Genomic DNA, 20,038 nt, shown 5'->3' with positions numbered 1-20,038 from the left:
GGGTCGCCAGTGTCCAACGGGCTGAGGGCCGCTACCGGCTGATGTCCGGCATCCTGAGCGCCCTGCGCGACCACGCCAACCCGTTCTCGATCCTGTTCTCGACGACTCCGAGCCCACCCAGCTGACCCTCCTGTGAGCACCCGCCCGCGCACACCGCGCGCAAACGGGTTATCTCTCCGCACAACGGGCCCTCCCGGCGCCGAATACGGGGAACATGCGGCGGGGGCTGCGTCCCGCGCAGCCGTGTTCCCCCGTATCGGGAGGCCATATGACGAACCGTCCAGTCTTGCTGTTCGCCGTCGGGGCGACGGTCGCCGGTCTGGTGACCGCCGCCCCGGCCGCCGCGGACACCACCGCCACACCCCGCGCCGCGCCGATCACCTGGAAGGACTGCGGGACGGCGTCGTCCCCGACGCTCCAGTGCGGCACGGTGCGCGCCCCGCTCGACCACGACGACCCGGCGGGCCGCCGAATCACCCTCGCCCTGACCCGGGTGCCGCACACCGCCAAGACCTTCCAGGGCCCGCTGCTGGTGAATCCGGGCGGCCCCGGCGGCAGCGGCCTGTCGATGGCCCCCTTCGTCGCCGCCTCGCTGCCGGAGAAGGTCGCCGCCCAGTACGACGTGATCGGTTTCGACCCGCGCGGCGTCGGGAAGAGCCGGCCGGCCCTGGACTGCCTGCCGGGGTACTTCGACCCCGTACGGCCCGACCCGGTGCCGCAGTCCCTCGGCGGCGAGCGGATCAACCGCAACCGGGCCCGTGACTTCGCGGCCGCCTGCGGCGAGAAGTACCCGGACCTGCTCCCGTACATGGACACGGTGAGCGCGGCCAAGGACCTGGACGTGATCCGGCGCGCGACCGGCGCCCGGCAGCTGAACTACTTCGGGTACTCCTACGGCACCTACCTCGGCGCGGTGTACGCCAAGCTCTTCCCGGAGCGGGTGCGGCGCCTGGTCCTCGACTCCAACGTGGACCCGGACGGCGTCTGGTACGACGACAACCTCGCCCAGGACTACGCGTTCGACACCCGGCACAAGGCGTTCGCCGCCTGGGTCGCGAAGTACGACGCCACCTACCACCTGGGCACCGACCCGGCCGCGGTCGAGGCCGCCTGGTACCGGATGCGGAACACGGTGAAGAAGCGCCCGGCGGGCGACAAGGTCGGGGCCGGCGAACTGGACGACACGTTCCTGCCCGGCGGCTACTACAACGGTTACTGGCCGGCGCTGGCGGAGGCGTTCGCCGCCTATGTGAACGACGCGGACGAGAAGCCGCTCGTCGCCGCGTTCGAACGGTTCGCGGCGGTGGACGCGGACGGCGACAACGGGTACTCGGTCTACTCGGCCGTGCAGTGCCGGGACGCCTCCTGGCCGCGCATCTGGAACATCTGGCGCAACGACACCTGGCGGGTGCACGCGAAGGCGCCGTTCATGGCGTGGGGCAACACCTGGTACAACGCGCCGTGCGCCGACTGGCCGGTAGCGCCGCTGAACCCGGTGCGCGTCTCCAACCACGAGCTGCCCCCGGCCCTGCTGTTCCAGGCCACCGACGACGCGGCCACCCCGTACGAGGGCGGCGTCACCCTGCACCGCAAGCTGCGCGGCTCCCGCCTGGTCGTCGAGCAGGGCGGCGGCAACCACGGGATCACCCTGAGCGGCAACGACTGCCTGGACCGCTACCTGGTGGACTACCTCGCCGACGGCACCCTGCCGCGCGCCGGCCGGGGCGACGCGGACGCGGTCTGCCCGAAGCTCCCCGACCCGGAGCCGGAGGCCGACAAGGCGGCCCGCCCGGCCGCCCGCCCGGACCGCGGCAGCACGCTGCACGGCCTGCTGGGCTTCCACGGCTGACCCGGTGAGACCCCCGCGGGGGCGCGCACGACCGGTTCGTGCGCGCCCCCGCGCGCACACCGGGCCCGGCCGCCGCACACAGTTCGTTTACATCGCCAACGCGGCATCCACATGCGCCGGAAAACCGCCCGTGTACGGTGACGGTATGAAGGCCGACGCCGGACGCCCCCACGCCGATCCCCTCGTCACCGCCGCCGAGATCGCCCGCCTGGCAGGCGTCACCCGCGCCGCCGTGTCCAACTGGCGCCGCCGCTACGCCGACTTCCCCGCCCCGGCCACCGACAGCACCAGCAGCCCCCTGTTCGACCTCGCGGAGGTACGCGCCTGGCTGGACGCCCAGCGCAAGGGGCAGGAGATGTCCGCCGAGGTGCGCCTGTGGCAGCAGCTGCGCACCGACCACGGCGACGACATGATCGGCGGACTCACCGCCGTGGCGCGCCTCCTCGCGCGCCGGGAGGAGCCCGGGGACGCGGCGCTGCGCCCGCTGGTCGATGAGCTGGCGGCGGACCGCTCGCCCGCCGAGCTCCTCGCCGGTCTCACGGCGCGCTTCGCCGAGTCGTCGGGGCGGGCCGGCTCCGACGGCATCACGTCCCCGCACCTCGTCCGGGCCGTGCGGCACTTCGCCGGGCCGGACGTCCCCGGGCGCACGGTGTACGACCCGGCGTGCGGGACCGGCTCGCTGCTGTTCGCCTTCCGCCCCGGCGCCCGGTCCCTCGCCGGCCAGGAGCTCGATCCGGCGCGCGCCCGCTACGCGGAGCTGCGCGCCGAGGTGACGGGTCCGGCCGGGGTCACCGTGCGCGCCGGGGACTCGCTCCGCGCCGACGCGCTGCCGGAGCTGCGGGCGGACCTGGTGGTGTGCGAGCCGCCGGCCGGCGCGGCCGACTGGGGCCGGGAGGAGCTGCTGCTGGACCCGCGCTGGGAGTTCGGGGTGCCGTCGCGGGCGGAGAGCGAGCTGGCCTGGCTCCAGCACTGCTACCGCCACACCGCGCCGGGCGGCCGGGTGGTCGTCGTCATGCCCGCGTCGGTGGCCTACCGCAAGGCGGGGCGCCGCATCCGGGCCGAGATCGTGCGCCGGGGCATGCTCACGGAGGTCGTCGCGCTGCCGCCCGGCATGGCCGCGACCCACGCCCTGCCCGTGCACCTCTGGCTCCTGCGGCGCCCCGCGGGACCGGAGGACACCGCGGACCACGTACGGATGACCGACCTGAGCGCGAACGCGCCGGACGGCCCCTTCGAGGCGGCGGACGACCAGACGGCGCCGGTCGCCCGGATCGACCTGCTCGACGACACCGTGGACCTCAGCCCGGCCGCGTACATCTCCGCCCGGCACACGGACTTCACCGCCCAGTACGCCGCCACCCGCGCCGAGATCAAGGAACGGCTGGAACGGCTCCTGGACACCCTGCTGCCGCCGCTCCTCGAAGGTACGGCGGAGTCCTTCCAGGAGCGGGCGACGGTCGGCCTCGCGGAGCTGGCGCGCGCCGGGCTGGTCGAGACGACGGAGGGCGCGGTGGTGTCCACCAGCGACCAGCTGGACACCGACTACATCAACGGCTTCCTGCGCGGCGCCGCGAACAACCGCCGCTCCACCAGCGCGAGCGGCACGTTCCGCCTGGACACGCGCGGTGCCCGCATCCCGCAGATGGCGGTCGAGGAACAGCGCCGCTACGGCTCCGCGTTCCGCGCCCTGACCGAGTTCGAACAGGCCGTGGCCCAGCTCGCCCGCCTCAGCGAACGCACCACAACCCTGGCCCGCACCGGCCTCACCACCGGCACCCTCCGCCCCCCGGCCCCCTAGGGGTGGCGGGGGCCGTGGCCGGGGGGTGGGGTGAGGGGGGAGGTGTAGGGGGTGGCTGGGGTGAGGGGGGTCATGGCGTCGTAGGCGGTGAGGATCAGGTCCCTGGTGCGGTAGTCGCCGTACCGGGCCTCGTCCTTGCGCCGGACGATGGGGAAGGTGTCCATGATGTAGGCGATGTCGTCGCGGCCGATGCCGTAGAGGTGGAAGAAGAACGCGTCGAGTTCGGCGCGGATCTGCCGGCGGCGGTCCTGGTCCCAGCGGAAGGGGGCGCCGGTGTCGCCCAGGTCGTGGGCGAAGGGGCTCATGTCGTGGGCGGTGTAGGTGAGTTCCAGGACGCGCGGGACCAGGAAGTCGGCGTGGCGGCGCGCCGTGGCGGGGGGCAGCACGGGGAGCTGGCGGATGTAGAAGAAGTTGAGGTTGAGACCGGCGACCTTCTGGCGCGTGACGTAGTCGTAGACGAAGGAGTTGAAGTGGGCGGCCAGGACGGCGCTGTCCTGTGACGATCCGGTGCGCAGCAGGAAGACGGAGTCGCCGATGGCGGCGGGCGGCAGGATCGCGGAGATCATGGTGCGCTGGTTGGTGGGGCTGCTGATACGGAGGAAGGCGAGCCGGCCGGGCGGGGCGTCGGACGGGGTCTCGGCCCGGTCCACCCAGCTCCCCGGCACGGCGAGCCGGAATGCGGAGGCCCGGTCCTCGTCGCTGAGGTAGGCGGGCTGGTTCTGGCGCTTCACGGCGGTCGCGCTCTTGACCACGTCCGCCGCACGGTGGTTGTAGGCGTCGACCATCTTGGCCTCGTACAGCGGCAGCATGAGCCGGCCCGCGCCGACGAAGGCGTTGCCCGCGGGCTGGAAGCCCTCGGCCGTCAACTCCTCGCGGGTCCGGAAGAGATGCGAGTCGTTGGACATGTGGAACATCGTTCCGAAGGTGACGCCCCAGGGGTTGCCGTCCGGGTCGCCCTCGTCGATGAGGACGGGGACCCGTTCGTAGATGCCGAGGGTGATCTCGGCGTCCCGGCGGGAGCGGAAGACGGGGCAGGTGCCGGTGTTGGGGTTGAGGAGGGTGATCTCCTCCGGTGTCAGGGCGAACACCTTGCCGGCGTCGGCGAGTTCGGCCGGGTCGCGGAGGAAGAAGGCGAACCGGGCGGCGCGTTCGCTCAGCCCCCGGCCGGTGAGCGACAGCAGGCTGAACTTGAACGAGCGGTGCACGTCGGGGAAGACAGGTGCCGCGTTCTCGAAGTCGTAGAGGGCGGCCAGCGAGCCCGTGACGACCAGGTCGCGGAAGAAGAACTGGGTGGTGGCGTCGGTGGCGATGCCGGTGGGCACGATCATGCCCATGCGGCCGCGCGGCCCGGTGAGCATGCGGCCGGTCTCGGCGAAGACGGCGTACGTGTTGATGTCGCCCCGGCCGGTCAGCGGGTAGCGGCCGGCGTTGCGCAGGAAGTGGCTGTCGCCCTCCGCCTTGCGCTTGGCGACCTCGAACTCGGCGTGGAGTCCGGCGCCGTCCGGGTCCTGCTTCAGCGCGGCGATCAGGCGCTTGCGGGCGGCGGCGGTCTTGGCCGCGGCGATCTCCATGTCGCGCTGGGCGAAGAACTCCTGCTCCTGGAGCTTGATCCGCTCCCACGGCGGGTTGCCCAGGACGCAGTCGAAGCCGCCGGCCCATCCCGTGGCCGCGTCGTCGTCGCCGGTGTCGCGGACGGTGAAGACCTCGGGGAACTCCAGGTGCCAGTGGAAGAACCGGTAGCGGTGCCGCAGCCGGGTGATCTCCGCGTGCGTGGTCCGGGGCACGGTGTCCGACGCCGGGTCCTGGAGGAGGCGGAAGACCTCCTCGGTGACCGGCGGCGGGGCGTCCGCCGCCTTGCGCCACATGAACGCGGCGCACCAGGCGTCGGCCACGCGCAGGGCGCGTACATACGCGGCGGAGGCCGCGAAGTCCCGGTAGGCGGCCTCCTGCCCGTGCACCTCGGCGAGGGTGCCGGGGGCGGTGTCGGTGATGCGGCGCAGCCCCAGGGCGAACGCCTCGTTGGTGTCGTCGCCCCCGCCCATCAGGTCGAACAGGCCGTGCTGGCCGCCGCGTTCGGCCCGGTTCTGCCTTTCGAGCGCCTTGGCGTACTTCTTGTCGTCGCCCTCGATCGGTTTGAACGCCTCGTCCGGAATCCCGCCGCGCAGCAGCGACGGGGTGGCGCCGATCAGCGCGTTGCCGTGCTTCACGTGCGCGTCCAGGAAGCCCAGCGGCTTGCCCGGCTCCAGGGCCTCCAGCCAGAGCGACACCTTGGCCAGCTCCACCGCCATCGGGTTGAGGTCCACGCCGTAGACGCAGCGGGCGACGACCTCGTGCAGCGCGTGCCGGACGGCTCCGAGCGTCGGCTCCGGGTTCCGTTCCTGTACGGCGGCGACCCGCTTGGCGATGCGGCGCGCCGCCGCCACGAGGAAGTGGCCGGAGCCGCACGCCGGGTCGCACACGGTCAGGGACAGCAGCTCGCGCACGATCGCGTCGGCGGGGTCGGGCTCGCCGGCCTCGGCGGCGGCCCGTTCGCCGCGCGCGACCGCGTCGTCGAGGACCGGGTCGAGACCGGTGTCGAGCAGGCACTCGATGAGCGAGGACGGGGTGTAGTACGAGCCGGTGGTCTTGCGGGTGTTGCCGGCCAGCTCGACCAGGGCGAAGGTGCGGTCCACGGCGCTGTGCCGGGGGACCAGTTCGAGCAGGGACTCGTAGATGGAGCCCAGCTCCTCGGCGTCCAGGTGCCGGTAGTCCACCGTGCGCCGGCGCCGCGCGCCCGCGTCCCGGACCTGCGAGAGGTGCCGTACGGCGGTGAGCAGGTACTCGTTGGACAGGGACAGGCCGTGCAGCGGGGCGTCGGCCTCCGTGTCGTCGAAGATCCCGCCGAGCCCGGGGAGCCCCAGCTCCGGGCGGCCGTCCACATCGCCGAGGGCGCGCAGCACGATGCACAGCGCCTCGTACAGGTCGCCGTGGGCGGTGCCCCGGCGCCTGCGGGCGTGGCCGCGCAGCCGGGCGGAGGAGAAGTACGCCGCGTAGCGGGACCGCTCCCGCTCGCCGGCGTCCGGCCGCAGCAGCGCGTCCCGGTCCTCGGCCACGAAGACGAAGAGGAGGCGGTAGACCAGGCGCAGCAGGGCGTTGTGCAGGGCCTCGGCGTCGACGTTCTCGCGCAGTGCGGTGTTGGCGGGGTGGCGCAGGAAGCCTGTGCCCAGGGTGGTGACGGCCTCCTGGACGCCCTTGCGGAGCTGGTCCAGGGCGCGGGTTCCGGAGGCGATGGCCTCGGTGCGCCACTTCTCCAGCCAGCAGCCCGTGGCGGGCGCGTCGGGTGCCACGGCGAAGCGGCTGACGTGCAGCAGCCGGTACAGCAGGACGAACTCGCTGAAGAGTTCGCCGTCGAAGATCGCTTCGAGGTCGAACTCGACGTAGGAGGCGGTCGCCAGCGCGCTGGAGTCGCGCAGCAGCCGGACCTGGCGGCCGTTGGTGAGGACGCCCCACAGATGGCGGTCGGTGCGGTTGAGGCATTCCTGGAGCATCGACTGCGGCGGGACGGTGCCGGCGCCGCCCGGCCGCCGGTCCAGTCCCGCGTTCCAGGCCGTCTGGTGAATCAGGGCGTGGCCCCAGCGGTGGGAGACCGGGAAGGTTCTGCCGCTGTCGGAGTCGGCGGTGATGCCGTCCGGGCCGACCGGGGTGAGTGGGCCGAAGCCGAGTTCGCGCCAGAGCGGGGCGAGCCATTCGGCGGCCGCCAGGCCGGTCGGGTCGGCGGCGGGGGCGCCGGTGTCCGGGTCCTCGGGGAGGCTTTTGCGCAGTTCGCGCCAGAGCGGTCGCAGGTACTCCCAGCTGCGTTCGGCCTCGTCGCGGACGGAGCGGGAGGAGGGCAGCGCGTAGTCGGCGGGCCGGCTGCCGGGGGTGTCCTTGCCCTCGCTGATGCGGGCCAGCATGTCGGCCGGGAGGAGCGCGCCCACGGTCTGGACCGCCGAGAAGACCTGATTGCGGGTGGTGGCGGACATCAGGCGGACCCTCCAGCGGCGGGGGCAGAGGCGGAAGCGGGGGTGGCGGCGGTGTCGGGGAGGTACACATAGGCGCCGAGGATGTCGGCGGGCCGCTGGGCCGTGACCGTCAGGCCGCGCACGATCTCGCCGGAGGCGCCGCGCACCCGGCGGTGGGAGGCGTCGAGTTCGGCGGCGAGTTCGTCGCCGTACGCCTCCAGGTGGGCGGCCGTGCCGGGGAGCTGCTCCAGGATGCGGGTCATGGTGCGTTCGCCGAAGTGCGGGTCGGTGTTGGCGGTGGCCGTGGCGTCGAGCAGGGCGGTGGCCTCGTCCGGGCTCAGCCACTGGGCGTTCTTCGGGGCGCCCCGGAAGGCGAGCAGCCGGGCGTCCTCCGCGACGAGTTGCTTCGCGCCGCCTCGGGAGGGCAGCGTGAGGTGGAAGCGGTAGCGCACCAGGAGCAGGGTCGTCCGGGTGGTGACGGCGTCGGTGGTGACGACGCCGCAGCGGCGGGCCGGGCGGCGGCCCGCGGCGGCCGGGTCCAGGGCGGCGTCGAGCACATGGGCGGCCAGGGCGCCGACGACCGGGTCGGTGCGCACGAGGGCCGCCTCGCCGCGCGCGACGGCGGGGTCGGTGCGGAAGGGGATCGGGCGGTCGTGCTCGACGGTCTCCGCGCCGACGACAGGGGCGAGGGCGTCCCGCAGTCCGGCGGGGGCGCCGCCCACCTGGGCGGTGAAGTCGCCGCCGGGGCCGGGGCGAAGGACGCCGCCCAGGGCGTTCAGGGCCTCGCGTACGAAGGCGCGGATCTCGCCCGAGCCGCCGAGGGACGCGCGGATCGCGGCGACCTCGCGGGCGACCTCCTCGGGGTGGATGGAGCGCTGGGCGAACCGGGAGCGGGACGCCTTCTCGCGGTCGGCGGCCGAGTTCCAGTCCTGCTCCAGCTGGGCGGCCCTGGTGTCCATGACCTCCTCGGCGGCGAAGAGTCCGTCCTGCTCGCCCCGGTGGCCGCGCATCAGCAGCCATTCGACGATGGCGTCGGTGACCCCGGCCGAGGTCTCGTCGGGGACGGAGACGGAGATGCCGAGGTCCTTCTTGATCTGGCGGTGCTTCTTGATGAGGACGTCGAGGACCTTGCCGTCGATGCCGTTGTCCTCGCCGTACAGGGTGATGACGCGGACCTGGTCGCGTCGCTGGCCGTAGCGGTCGACGCGGCCCTCGCGCTGGTCGTGCCGGGTGGGGTTCCAGGCGAGGTCGTAGTGGACGACGGCGTCGAAGTGGTGCTGGAGGTTGACGCCTTCGGAGAGGCAGTCGGTGGCGACGAGGACGCGTCGGGCCGCGGGGTCGTCGCCGGCCTCCGCCGCCAGTTCCTCGATGCGCTGGATGCGCTGCTGGGGCGAGAGGGTGCCGGTGACGGCGCGGACGACGGTCTTGCGGCCGAGGGCGGCGCCGAGGTGCTCGGCGACGTACTCGGCGGTGGGGATGTAGCGGCAGAAGACGATCGGGTGGTATCCGTCGGCGAGCAGCGCCTTGAGGTGCCTGACCAGTGCCTTGAGCTTGAGGTCGCTGTCCGTCCCCTCCAGCTTTGCGGCGCGCGCCGCCAGTTCGCCCAGGCGTGCGCCCGCGTGGTCGGCGGTGCCGGCGCCGGGGGCGACGTCCCGGCCCTCCAGGGCGTCGCTGTCGGCGGCGTCGGAGGTGAGGGGGGCGCCGAGCGTGTCGGCCTCCTCGGCGGAGGCGGCGATGGCGGCGGCGGAGCGGGTGGTGAGGGTCTGGGCGGCGGCACGCGGCGAGGAGACCAGGGAGCGCAGCAGGGCGATGGCGGACCACCAGGCGATGCGGGCCTCGCGCCTGCCCCGGGTGCCGGCCTCCTCCACGCGTGCGCCCGCGTAGGCGATGGCGTCGTCGAGGAGGGCGCGGTAGGACGGGGACAGCTTGTACGTCTCGTCCTTGAAGGAGCGGTCCGAGGGGAAGGCCGTGCGTTCGGCCAGGGTGTCGTCCGCGAGGCCGTCGTCGGTCGTGAGGTACTGGCGTACGTCGGCCCGTTTGCGCGCGACGAAGTGCTGGGCGAGGAGCTTGCGGCCGGTCTCGGAGTCCAGGTCGGCGGTGGCCAGTTCGGGCCGGACGAGCCCGAGCAGGTTGCGGAAGGCGGACTCCTTGCCGCTGTGCGGGGTGGCGGTGACCAGCAGCAGGTGGCGGTCCTGGTCGGCGGAGATCCGGCGGAGCAGTTCGTGGCGGAGCTGGTTCTGGCCGGCGGCGGGTGTGTCGTCGGCGGTGACGCAGGTGTGGGCCTCGTCCACGACGACGAGGTCGGGGCAGTGCCGGACGAAGTCGTCGCGGTGGCGGGTGGACTTGATGAAGTCGGTGGAGACGACGACGTGCGAGTACTTGTCGAAGAGGGACTGGCCCAGGTCCAGGCCGCGTTCCAGGCGGGAGACGGTGGAGGCGAGGACGAGTTCGGCGTCGATGCCGAACTTGGTGCGCAGTTCGCTCTGCCACTGTTCGGCGAGGGCGGGTGAGCAGAGGACGGCGAGGCCGGTCGCCTCGCCCCGGGCGAGGAGTTCGCTCGCGATGAGGCCCGCCTCGACGGTCTTGCCGATGCCGACGTCGTCGGAGATGAGCATGCGGACGGTCGGCAGGCGCAGCGCCATGAGGAGCGGGACGAGCTGGTAGGCGCGGGGTTCGACCGCGATGCCGGCGAGCGAGCGGAAGGGTCCCGCGCCGGAGCGGAAGCCGATGCGCAGGGCGGTGCGCAGCAGGCCGGCGGCGCGCTGGTCGCCGAGGTCGGAGGGTTCGGGGGCGGCGAACGCGGCGCCCCTGACGTCCTCGAAGGCGGGGAAGACGGCGGCGATGTCGTCGTCGGAGCCGCCGAGCGGGCGCAGGACGAGCATGTCGGGGTCGCTCTCGGGGAGCACGACCCATTCGCGGCCGCGGGCCGTCACCAGGGAACCGGCGGAGTATGTGAGTGCCATGTGGGTGTTCGAGTCCTCGTGGTGTGCGGTCAGTCGGCCGCGGTTCCGAAGTAGCTGGGGTGGGCTGCGGCGATGGCGGCCCAGTCGGCGTCGTGCGGGAAGCGGATGACGTCCCAGCGGGCGTCGTAGAGGCGTTCCTCGGCGTCCTCGTCGCGCAGTCCCGTGGGCGGCGTGCCGGGCAGGTCGACGAATACGGCGACGTTGACGTCGGGCAGCCGGTAGACGTAGTCGGCGCGGGCGTTCGCCTCGGTGATCAGGGTGTCGGCGTCGTCGGGGAGGCGCAGCCCCTGGGCCCGGAGCCAGTCCAGGAGGTCGGGGGCGCCCTCTGCGGTGGCGCGGTCGGCGGGGGCGCTCTCGGCGGGGGGCCGCGCTTCCAGCAGGCGTTCGAACCGTTCCGTCCGGGATTCGCCCCGGTCCCGGCGCCCGGCCGTGGCGGAGGCGAGGCGCAGGAGCGGGCCGCGCGCGGCGTGGCGGTCCAGGGCGGCGTGGTCGAGCTGGTTGCCGTAGGTGAGCAGGCATTCATAGCAGCCCCGGGCGCAGGCGCGGGATTCGTGCGGGCCGCCGAGGTCGTTGCCGTCCCGGTCGAAGTGGCAGATCTCCAGCGCTCTGCGGGCGGCCCTGGCCAGGGCGTCGGGTTCGGCCTGGAGGCGGCGCAGGACGCCCGCGCCGCCCTCCGCCGCCTCGGTGAAGAGGATGCGGCCGCGGGGGCCGTCGTCGGGCGGCAGGAGTTCGCCGCCCAGTTCGGAGTCCTCCAGCTCGAACGCCGCCTCGATGCCGCGTTCCAGGGCGTACATGACGGAGAGCGCGACGGCTTCGGGCAGGGGTTCGTCCAGGGTGAGGACGACGATGTTGCGGCGGTCCTCGACGTAGGGGATGACGCGCTTCTTGCCGCGCTTCTCGTTGCCGTCGCCGTCGACGACCGGCATCTCGGCCGAGTCCCCGGAGGCGTCGGCGGCGTCGCGGTCGTTCATCCAGCGGCCGTCCGCGAGGTCCAGCCAGTAGCCGGCGGGGTCGTCCTCGCGGGCGCGTACCCGCCCGGTGTTGGTGACGCGGACGGTCGCCGAGTCGCCGTAGGCCAGCTCGGCGAACCGCTCCCCCGCGGCGTCGCGCACGGTCGCGTCGAGGCGGCCCCGGCGGGTGCCGTGGTCCTGGAAGCGGTAGGAGGTCTCCAGGCGGAAGCCGGCCCGGCGGCGCTCCTCCTCGTCGGACGAGATGCGCTCGCGGCGGGTGGTGTACACGGTGTGCAGCTGGAGCAGGCCGTACGTGGCGGCGCCCAGCGGTTCGCCGCACATCTCGCAGCGGTCGGCGCGCAGGGCCGGGTCGTGGTGGTAGCCGCAGCCGGCGCAGCGCCGTGCCTCGGTGGTGGCGAGGTCGCCGGAGGCGTCCGGGGGGATCTGGACGCGGGTGACCTGGTAGCGGGCGCCCTCGTGGTAGATGAGCGCGCCGGGTCCGAATTCGCGGATGGCGAGGAAGCGGGGGCGCTGGAGGTAGTCGCCGTCGCCCCGGCCGCCGGGCTTCGGGATGTAGGCGGCCAGCGGGAGGCGCGGGAAGGAGTAGCCGGGCAGGAAGCCCTCGGAGGCCAGGTAGCGGTAGGGGTTGAAGTCGGAGAGGACGGACTTGCTGTCCGCGCTCTCGTTCATCAGGAGGTTGAGCTGGGTCTCGGCCTCGCGGCGGCGGGTATTGGCGCGGATGCGCTCGCCCTCGGTGAGGCTGTAGTCGAGGCGGCGCTTGTTCTGGATGTACTGGTCGTCGAGCGCGGCCCGGAACAGCAGGCGCCAGCGGTCGAAGGCGCGGTCGAAGCGCTCGGGCGCGGTGCGGACACGGTCCTCGATCCAGTCGTCGTACCACCAGGTGGTTTCGGCGAACTGCGGGAGCAGCGGGGCGAGGACGCGCAGGGCGGCTTCGACCGTACGGTGCCGGGCTCCGGCGTCGAGCGAGTCGGCGAGGACGCGCGGCCGCAGTTCCAGGGCGGGGGCGGGGCGGTCGCCGGTGCGCGCGTACGAGACGTCGAGGACTTCGGGGAGGGCGCGGCCCAGTTTCAGCCCGGTCTCCGCGAGCCAGATGCTCTGGAGGTGGGAGAGGACCAGGTCCTCGTTGGCGAGGTCCAGCCGGGGCGGGGCGACGGCGCCGGCGACCATGCGTGCGGAGCGGTGGAAGTAGTACTGGTCGTGGCTGTTGCCGGTGGCGCAGTACGTGGTGACGAGGGCGGGGCTGCCGCTGCGGCCCGCCCGTCCGGAGCGCTGCGCGTAGTTGGCGGGGGTGGGCGGCACGTTCCGCAGGAGCACGGCGTTGAGCGAGGAGATGTCGACGCCGAGTTCCATCGTGGGCGAGCAGTAGAGCAGTTTCAGCTCCGCCCTGCGGAACGCCTCCTCGCGCCTCTCGCGCTCCTCGGGGGAGACCTGGGCCGTGTGTTCGCGGGCGTACAGTCCGGCGAGGTCGCCCGCCGCGTCGCGGTAGAGGTCGCGGAAGAAGGTGTTCACGCGGGGCCCGTCGCCGTTGCGGTACGTACGGGTCAGCGGGTCCGGGGCGCCGCGCTCCCCCGTGCCCGCGCGCCAGATGAGGGACTGGGCGGCGACCCGGTAGCCGGTCGCGGCGGGGCCGGCCGGCCGGCCGAAGCGGGGGCCGCCGCGCTGCGGGGTCGCGGTGACCTCGTTCACCAGGCCGGTCCGTTCGAGCACCGTGAGCAGGTTCGCGACGACGAGCTGGAGGTCGTCCTTGGGCAGGTCGCGGAAGGCCCGGTCGGTGCGCCGGAGGTACTTGCCGAACCGGCCGGCGGCCGAAAGGAACAGCGCGCTGCGGTCCAGGCCGGGGCGGGAGGGGCCGGGGTAGGCGGTGCCGACCACGGCCCTGTCCGCGGCGGAGAGCACCCACGGGTGGACGAGCCGTTCCTCGCTCGCCCGGCGCAGGGTGTCGAAGTCGTCGCGGAAGTAGGAGACGTCGATGGCGAGGGCGCGGCGCATCTCGTCGAGGAGGGCCTTCATGATCTCGGCGCGCAGGGCCGCGTCCGCGTCGCGCAGGGCGGCGTGGGTGTGCGTCCAGCGGTCCTGCTTGCCGGCGATCCAGTCGAGGTCCTCGTAGCCGATCTCCAGGAGCCCGGTCTGTTCGAGGTTGGGCATGGTGATGCGCCAGCCGCGTTCCAGGTCGAGGTAGAGCCGGAAGGCGATCACGTCGCGCAGGGTGCGGGCGGCGTTGCGGGCGAGCCCCGGCGGGAGTTCGCTCTCGCCGGTGTAGTCGGCCGGGGCGAGGCCGAGCGCGCCGGCCACGGCGGAGGCCAGTTCCTCGTGCCGCAGTCCGTCCTCGCCGGCGTCCAGGGCGGCCCGGTGGAGGGCGCCGCGCAGCTGGGTGATCTGGACGAAGTCGTTGAAGTGGCCGGCCTGGAGGGAGGCGTCCTGGCGGTTGTCGACGAAGGCGAGGAGCTTGCGCGCCTCCTTGTCGAGCGCGTTCTCCGGCACCGCTTCGAGGGAGCGGACGACGGAGGCCGAGATGAGCGAGGCCGCCGACGAGCGGCCCTCCTGGTCGAGGGTGGCGAGCTTGGCGAAGTCCCGGCCGCGGGTCTGCTCGTAGGCGACCTGGCAGTGCGGGCAGAAGAGGAACGGGGACGGGATGAACGCCGCCTCCAGGTCGCCCCGGCCCTCGAAGCCGTGGGCGTCGACCCGGACGGCGCGCGGCAGCCGGTCGCGGTAGTTCCTGCGGACGGTCTCCTGGCCCCGGTCGTCGGTCTCCAGCCAGGACTCGGGCAGCCGGCGGTCCGCGACGGCCTGTCGGGGGTCGGCCGGCCAGGGGCGGTCGGGGTCGATGTAGAGGTAGCCGTCGCCCCGGCGTCCGCCGCTCGCGGCGGTGTCGCGGCGCGCCGCGTACCGTACGTCGCCGTCCTGCTCGTCGCGCCAGACGGTCAGGTACTCCTGGCCGCACTCGCGGCAGAAGGCGAGGGGCATCAGCGGTTTGCCGCCGCTGCCGGGCTGCTCGACCTGGTAGGAGCGGGTGAGGTGGCGGGTCTCCTTGTCCTCCAGGGTGACGTGTACGGTGTCGCCCTTGGCGAGGAACTGGTGCAGCCGGAACGCGAACAGGGGGCGTTCGGTGACGGGGTGGCGGGCTCGGGAGCCGCTTTCCAGGGTGGCCCGGATGGCGTCGGCGCAGCTGCCCGGGTCCACGCCGGACTCGGCGGCGAGTTCCTCCGCGGCGTCCTCGATCTTCGCGGGGCGCTGCCGGACGAGGCGGCCGGTCCCCTCGTCGGTGGCGAGGCCGAAGCGGGTCTCGATCCAGCGGGCGAGCGGGTCGCGGACGAGTTCGGTGTAGGTGTGCGGGGCGGCGGGGGCGGTGAGGCGTTCGGCCGGGACGGCGGCGGGTGCCGGTCCGGTGGCGCGTACCAGGGTTTCGTCGATGACGTGTTCGGGGCGGACCGGGGTGCCGAAGAGGGTGGCGGCGACCTCCGCGACGACCTTCTTCCGGTCCTCGGGGCCGCCTTCGGTCGACATGGTCGCCGAGGTGCCGACGCACTGGAGTTCGGTGGCCCGGCAGGCTTCGCGCACCCGGCGGACGAGCAGGGCGACGTCGGCGCCCTGGCGGCCCCGGTAGGTGTGCAGCTCGTCCAGGACGAGGAAGTCGAGCCCGCGGGCCATGGCGATGAGGTGGGCCCGGTCCGCCGGCCGGGTCAGCATCAGCTCCAGCATCACGTAGTTGGTGAGGAGGATGTCCGGCGGATCGTCGCGGATCTCCTTGCGGCGGGCGTCGTCCTCCTGGCCGGTGTAGCGGGCGAAGGTGACGGGTTCCCGGCCGGTGCCGTAGCCGTCGCGCAGGTACTTCTCCAGCTCCTTGAGCTGGCTGTTGGCGAGGGCGTTCATGGGGTAGACGATGATCGCCCGGACCCGCTTGCCGGCCTGCGGCCCGGCGGCTTCGCGGGCGCGCAGGACCCGGTCGACGATCGGGACGATGTAGGCGAGGGACTTGCCGGAGCCGGTGCCGGTGGTCAGGACGTACGAGGCGCCGGAGCGGGCGACCTCGACGGCTTCGCGCTGGTGGCGGTGGAGGGTGAGCGGGCGGCCGTCGCAGTCCGTGCCGCCGGGGGTCTTGTTCGCCTGGAAGATCCGGGCGCACTCGGCGTGCAGCACGCCCTGTCCGGCCAGTTCGAGGACGGTGCCGCCGCTCTCGAAGAAGGGGTTCAGGGAGAGCCAGGGGTCGGGCCACTGCGACTTGGCCGCCAGGTCGCGTTCCACGAAGGCGCTGACGCGCTCGTCGCGGATGACCGTGCCGCCCTTGGTGAAGGAGTGGTAGTCCTCGATCAGCGCGCGGTGCACGCCGAAGACGTCCATGCCGGCGGCGGCGCCCTCGCCCGTGTCCTGCTCCACCGGTTCTCCTCCGCACGCTCCCACGCGGTTCCGCCCGGGACCGCGCCTCCCCATGGTGGCCGCCGTGCTGCCCGGAGATGCGAGGGGGTCGGCGCCTCGTGGAAGCGTACACGAGGGGCGCCGCGACCTCGCGGAGTTCACGCCGTTTACATCGTAAACACACCGGGTCCCGGCGGGCCGCTCACTCCGCCCGCAGCCGCCCCAGCGCCTCGCTCGCCGCCGCGCCGAGCCGGGGGTGCGGCAGGGCCGCCTCCAGGGCCGGGCGGGCGGCCGGGTCACCGAGGCCGCCCAGGCCCTCCACGCAGGCGAGCGCCACGCGCCAGTGCGGTTCGTCCGGGCCGAGCAGCCGGGTCAGCGTCGCGGCCAGGGCGGGGGCGGATTCGGGGGCGCGCAGGGCCGCGAGGAGGCGGACCGGGTGGAGGGCGTAGGCGGTGCGCAGGGGGTTGGTGGCGAGGGCCGCCGCCGCGCGCGGGGTGCGCGGGTCGCCGAGGCGGGCGAGGGCGTGGGCGGCGCTGACGCAGCGTTCGGGGTCGCGGTGGTTGAGGAGGAGGACCAGGGTCTCGAAGGCGCGGCGGTCCCCGGCGCAGCCCAGCCGGAAGGCGGCGAGTTCACGGGCCCAGAGCGGGCGTTCGCGCTCGACGAGGACCAGCGCCAGCGCCTCGGGGTCGTCGGCGGCGAGCAGGGCGCGGTGGTCCGCCGACTCCCCCGCCGCCGCGGCCTCCTCGGCCGATCGGTGGGCCAGTGACCGCAACTCCTCGTCCATGACGTTCAGCGTACAGGCGGGCACTCTGCGTACTGGGAGGGCGGTTTCGTGTGAGGGGGACCACAACTGACGAGGGCTGGCGCGCTCGTTACCCGCCGGTTAAGCTCAGGTGAGCGGGACATTCTCCCGCCGGCTCCGGTGGCCTGGTGACGCAGCCACCCGGAGTCTTGTCGGTTCGGCAGCTTCGCGAGACGCGACCCCGGGACAGGGTCCGTCGCCATTTTCCGGTCCCGTGCGTGGATCACGCCCGGTTCCTTCCGGTCCTGTGCGTATCACGCACGGTTCCTTCCGGTTCCGTGCGTGGATCATGCCCGGTGCCGAGCACCACGACAGGCAACTCCCGTACGCCGTGCGCCGGCCGGGCCCATCGGCCCTTCCCTCGCCCGCGCGCCGTGCGCTCCCCTCAGTCGTCACTCATCCCTGGAGTCCCCTGATGGACACCCCTCTCTCCACCATTGCCGTCGTCGGCCTCGGCACGATGGGCACCGGCATCGCCGAGGTCCTGGCCCGCTCGGGCCGCGAGGTCGTCGGCATCGACGTCGACGACGCGGCCGCCCGCCGGGCCGTCGCCTCGCTGGAGGCGTCCACCGCACGCGCCGTGGAGCGCGGCCGGCTCACCGAGCGGGAGCGGCGCGACACCCTCGCCCGCTTCCGTACCTTCTCCGAACTCCGGGCCGCCGCCGACGCGGAGCTGGTCATCGAGGTCGTGCCGGAGTCGTACGAGATCAAGCAGCGGGTCTTCCGGGAGCTGGACGCGATCGTCTCGCCCACCGCGATCCTGGCGACCGGCACCAACGCGCTGTCGGTGACCCGGCTGGCGGCCGAGTCGCAGCGCCCGGAACGGGTGCTGGGGCTGCACTTCTTCAACCCGGCGCCCGCGATGAAGCTGGTCGAGGTGGTCTCCTCGGTGCTGACCGCGCCGCCCGCCGTGGAGGCGGTCACGGAGCTGGCCCGCGCCCTGGGCAAGGAGCCGGTCGCGGTCGGCGACCGGCCCGGATTCGTCGCCGACGGCCTGCTGTTCGGCTACCTCAACCAGGCCGCCGCGATGTACGAGGCGAACTACGCCACCCGCGAGGACATCGACGCGGCGATGAGGCTGGGCTGCGGTCTGCCGATGGGGCCGCTGGCCCTGCTGGACCTGATCGGCATCGACACGGCCCGTACGGTCCTGGAGGCGATGTACGCCGCCTCGCACGACCGGCTGCACGCCCCCGCGCCCGTCCTGGGCCAGCTCGGCGCGGCCGGGCTGACCGGGCGCAAGGCGGGCCGCGGCTTCTACACCTACGCGGAGCCGGGCAGCCAGACCGTGGTGCCGGACGCGCTGACGCCCGCCCCGCGCGGCGGGGAGGCCGCCGGGCGCCCGGTCCGTTCGGTGGGCGTCGCCGGCTCCGGGACGATGGCCTCCGGCATCGCGGAGGTCTTCGCCAAGGCGGGGTACGACGTGGTGCTCGCCGCGCGCGGCGAGGAGAAGGCGGACCTGGCCAAGGCCCGGATCGCCAAGTCGCTGGACCGGTCGGTGGGCAAGGGCCGGCTGACGCCGGAGGCGCGGGACGAGACGCTGGCCCGGATCACCCCGGCCGGCTCGCTGGACGCGTTCGCCGGGGTGGACCTGGCCGTGGAGGCGGTCGCCGAGGACCTGGCGGTCAAGCGGCAGCTGTTCGCCGCGCTCGACAAGGTGTGCCGGCCGGGCGCGGTGCTGGCGACGACGACCTCCTCGCTGCCGGTGGTGGCGATCGCGCGGGCGACCGGGCGGCCCGAGGACGTCGTCGGGATGCACTTCTTCAACCCGGCGCCCGCGATGAAGCTGGTCGAGGTCGTGCGCACGGTGCTCACCGCCGACGATGTGCACGCCACGGTCCACGAGGTGTGCCTGAAGGTGCGCAAGCACCCGGTGGACTGCGGGGACCGGGCCGGCTTCATCGTGAACGCGCTGCTGTTCCCGTACCTCAACAACGCCATCAAGATGGTCGAGGAGCACTACGCCTCGCTGGACGACATCGACGCCGCGATGAAGCTGGGCGGCGGCTACCCGATGGGCCCGTTCGAGCTGCTCGACGTGGTCGGCCTGGATGTCTCGCTCGCCATCGAGAAGGTGCTGCACGGCGAGTTCCGCGATCCCGGCCTGGCGCCCGCCCCGCTCCTTGAGCACCTGGTGGCCGCCGGCTGCCTCGGCCGCAAGACGGGGCGCGGCTTCCGCGAATATGCCCGGCGCTGACGCGGGGGCCGGCTGGGGCGGGCTGCTCGGGCCTCCGGGCGGCCCGCCCCCGCAGGCGCGCTCCCCCGCGCCGATGCAGTACGTTCACACCATGTCCCAGCCCGCCAGGTCCTCCCGTGTGTCCGCCGCGCCCGACGTCCCGGAAAGTGCCGCAGGCACCCGAGCCGCGGCCCAGCGACTCAAAATGCGCCGCGAGCTGGCCGCCGCGGCGATGGAACTCTTCGCCACGAAGGGCTACGAGGCCACCACGGTCGACGAGATCGCTGGGGCGGCGGGCGTGGCCCGGCGGACCTTCTTCCGGCACTTCCGGTCGAAGGAGGAGGCGATCTTCCCGGACCACGACGACACCCTGGTACGGGCCGAGGCGGTCCTGAACGCCGCCCCGGCGCACGAGCACCCGCTCGACACGGTGTGCCGGGGCATCAAGGAAGTCATGCGGATGTACGCGGCCAAGCCCGCGGTCTCCGTCGCCCGCTACAAGCTGACCCGCGAGGTGCCCACCCTGCGCCAGGCGGAGATCGCCTCGGTGGCCCGCTACGAGCGGCTGTTCACGCGCTACCTCCTGGGCCACTTCGACGAGCGCGACCACCAGCCCGGCAACGACGACCCACTGCTGGCCGAGGTCGCCGCGTCCGCCGTCGTCACCGCGCACAACCATGTGCTGCGCCGCTGGCTGCGGGCGGACGGGCAGGGCGATGTGGAGGCACAGCTCGACCAGGCCTTCGCCATCGTGCGCGACACCTTCGGCACCGGCATCGGCGCGGGCCGCACGGCCAAGGAGGACCGGGCCGCCCAGCCGGCCGCCTCGGCACAGACCCGGGGCGAGGTGCTGGTCGCCGTGGCGCGCACGGACGCGCCGCTGGACGAAGTGATGCGCACCATCCAGCAGGCACTCAAGGACCGCTGAGCCGGGGCTCCCCACCCCGGACAGCCGGGTCGCCCGGATGAACGATCATGTGTCATCCGGGCAAATCGGCATGCCCTTTCCGGGGCGAACTCACCCATAGCATCCCCCGCGTTGCTCATGCGTAGCAGTCGACTGACAATTGAGGGAAATTACTGGCACCGAGTGCCTTGCCAGCTGTCACGCAGTGCCATACGTTGAGGGCATCCGGGCGGCCGGCG

Annotated in this window: 8 protein-coding genes; 4 read left to right on the top strand and 4 right to left on the bottom strand. The window is 73.5% G+C overall.

The features are described from left to right. Positions 1-268 precede the first annotated feature (268 nt). Positions 269-1,849: an alpha/beta hydrolase gene (locus DNK56_RS31480; RefSeq protein WP_111339157.1), complete on the top strand. Its 1,581-nt coding sequence runs from the start codon at positions 269-271 to the stop codon at positions 1,847-1,849. A 145-nt stretch (positions 1,850-1,994) separates the two neighbouring features. Beyond that, on the top strand, positions 1,995-3,647 hold the full coding sequence (locus DNK56_RS31475; RefSeq protein ID WP_111339705.1) for an N-6 DNA methylase: 1,653 nt from the start codon (positions 1,995-1,997) through the stop codon (positions 3,645-3,647). On the opposite strand, the gene DNK56_RS31470 is transcribed toward DNK56_RS31475, so the two are convergent. From DNK56_RS31470 to DNK56_RS31455, 4 genes are all read right to left on the bottom strand, one after another. After that, the gene (locus DNK56_RS31470) at positions 3,644-7,648 is read right to left on the bottom strand and encodes an Eco57I restriction-modification methylase domain-containing protein (RefSeq protein WP_111339156.1); all 4,005 of its coding nucleotides are present in this window, start codon (positions 7,646-7,648) and stop codon (positions 3,644-3,646) included. The genes DNK56_RS31475 and DNK56_RS31470 overlap by 4 nt on opposite strands. Then, the gene (locus DNK56_RS31465) at positions 7,648-10,590 is read right to left on the bottom strand and encodes a DEAD/DEAH box helicase (protein WP_111339155.1); all 2,943 of its coding nucleotides are present in this window, start codon (positions 10,588-10,590) and stop codon (positions 7,648-7,650) included. Before DNK56_RS31465 ends, DNK56_RS31470 begins: the two co-directional genes overlap by 1 nt. 29 nt (positions 10,591-10,619) lie before the next feature. Continuing rightward, positions 10,620-15,899, bottom strand: coding sequence for a DEAD/DEAH box helicase (locus tag DNK56_RS31460; RefSeq protein WP_111339704.1), 5,280 nt, complete (start codon positions 15,897-15,899; stop codon positions 10,620-10,622). 217 nt (positions 15,900-16,116) lie between these two features. After that, entirely contained in the window at positions 16,117-16,698 is a 582-nt protein-coding gene (locus DNK56_RS31455) for a HEAT repeat domain-containing protein (protein ID WP_111339703.1), read from the bottom strand. Positions 16,699-17,131: 433 nt separating this feature from the next. Here DNK56_RS31455 and DNK56_RS31450 point away from each other — a divergent pair, with 433 nt between their 5' ends. Both DNK56_RS31450 and DNK56_RS31445 read left to right on the top strand, forming a co-directional pair. After that, the gene (locus DNK56_RS31450) at positions 17,132-18,913 is read left to right on the top strand and encodes a 3-hydroxyacyl-CoA dehydrogenase family protein (protein WP_111339154.1); all 1,782 of its coding nucleotides are present in this window, start codon (positions 17,132-17,134) and stop codon (positions 18,911-18,913) included. A 91-nt stretch (positions 18,914-19,004) separates the two neighbouring features. Then, positions 19,005-19,820 carry a TetR family transcriptional regulator gene (locus DNK56_RS31445; protein ID WP_111339702.1) on the top strand — a complete coding sequence of 272 codons (816 nt, stop codon included), beginning with the start codon at positions 19,005-19,007 and terminating at the stop codon, positions 19,818-19,820. The last annotated feature ends 218 nt before the right edge of the window (positions 19,821-20,038 follow it).

The organism is Streptomyces sp. AC1-42W, assembly GCF_003248355.1.
Classification (GTDB): Bacteria; Actinomycetota; Actinomycetes; order Streptomycetales; family Streptomycetaceae; genus Streptomyces.
This window is presented reverse-complemented; position numbering and strand designations above follow the sequence as displayed.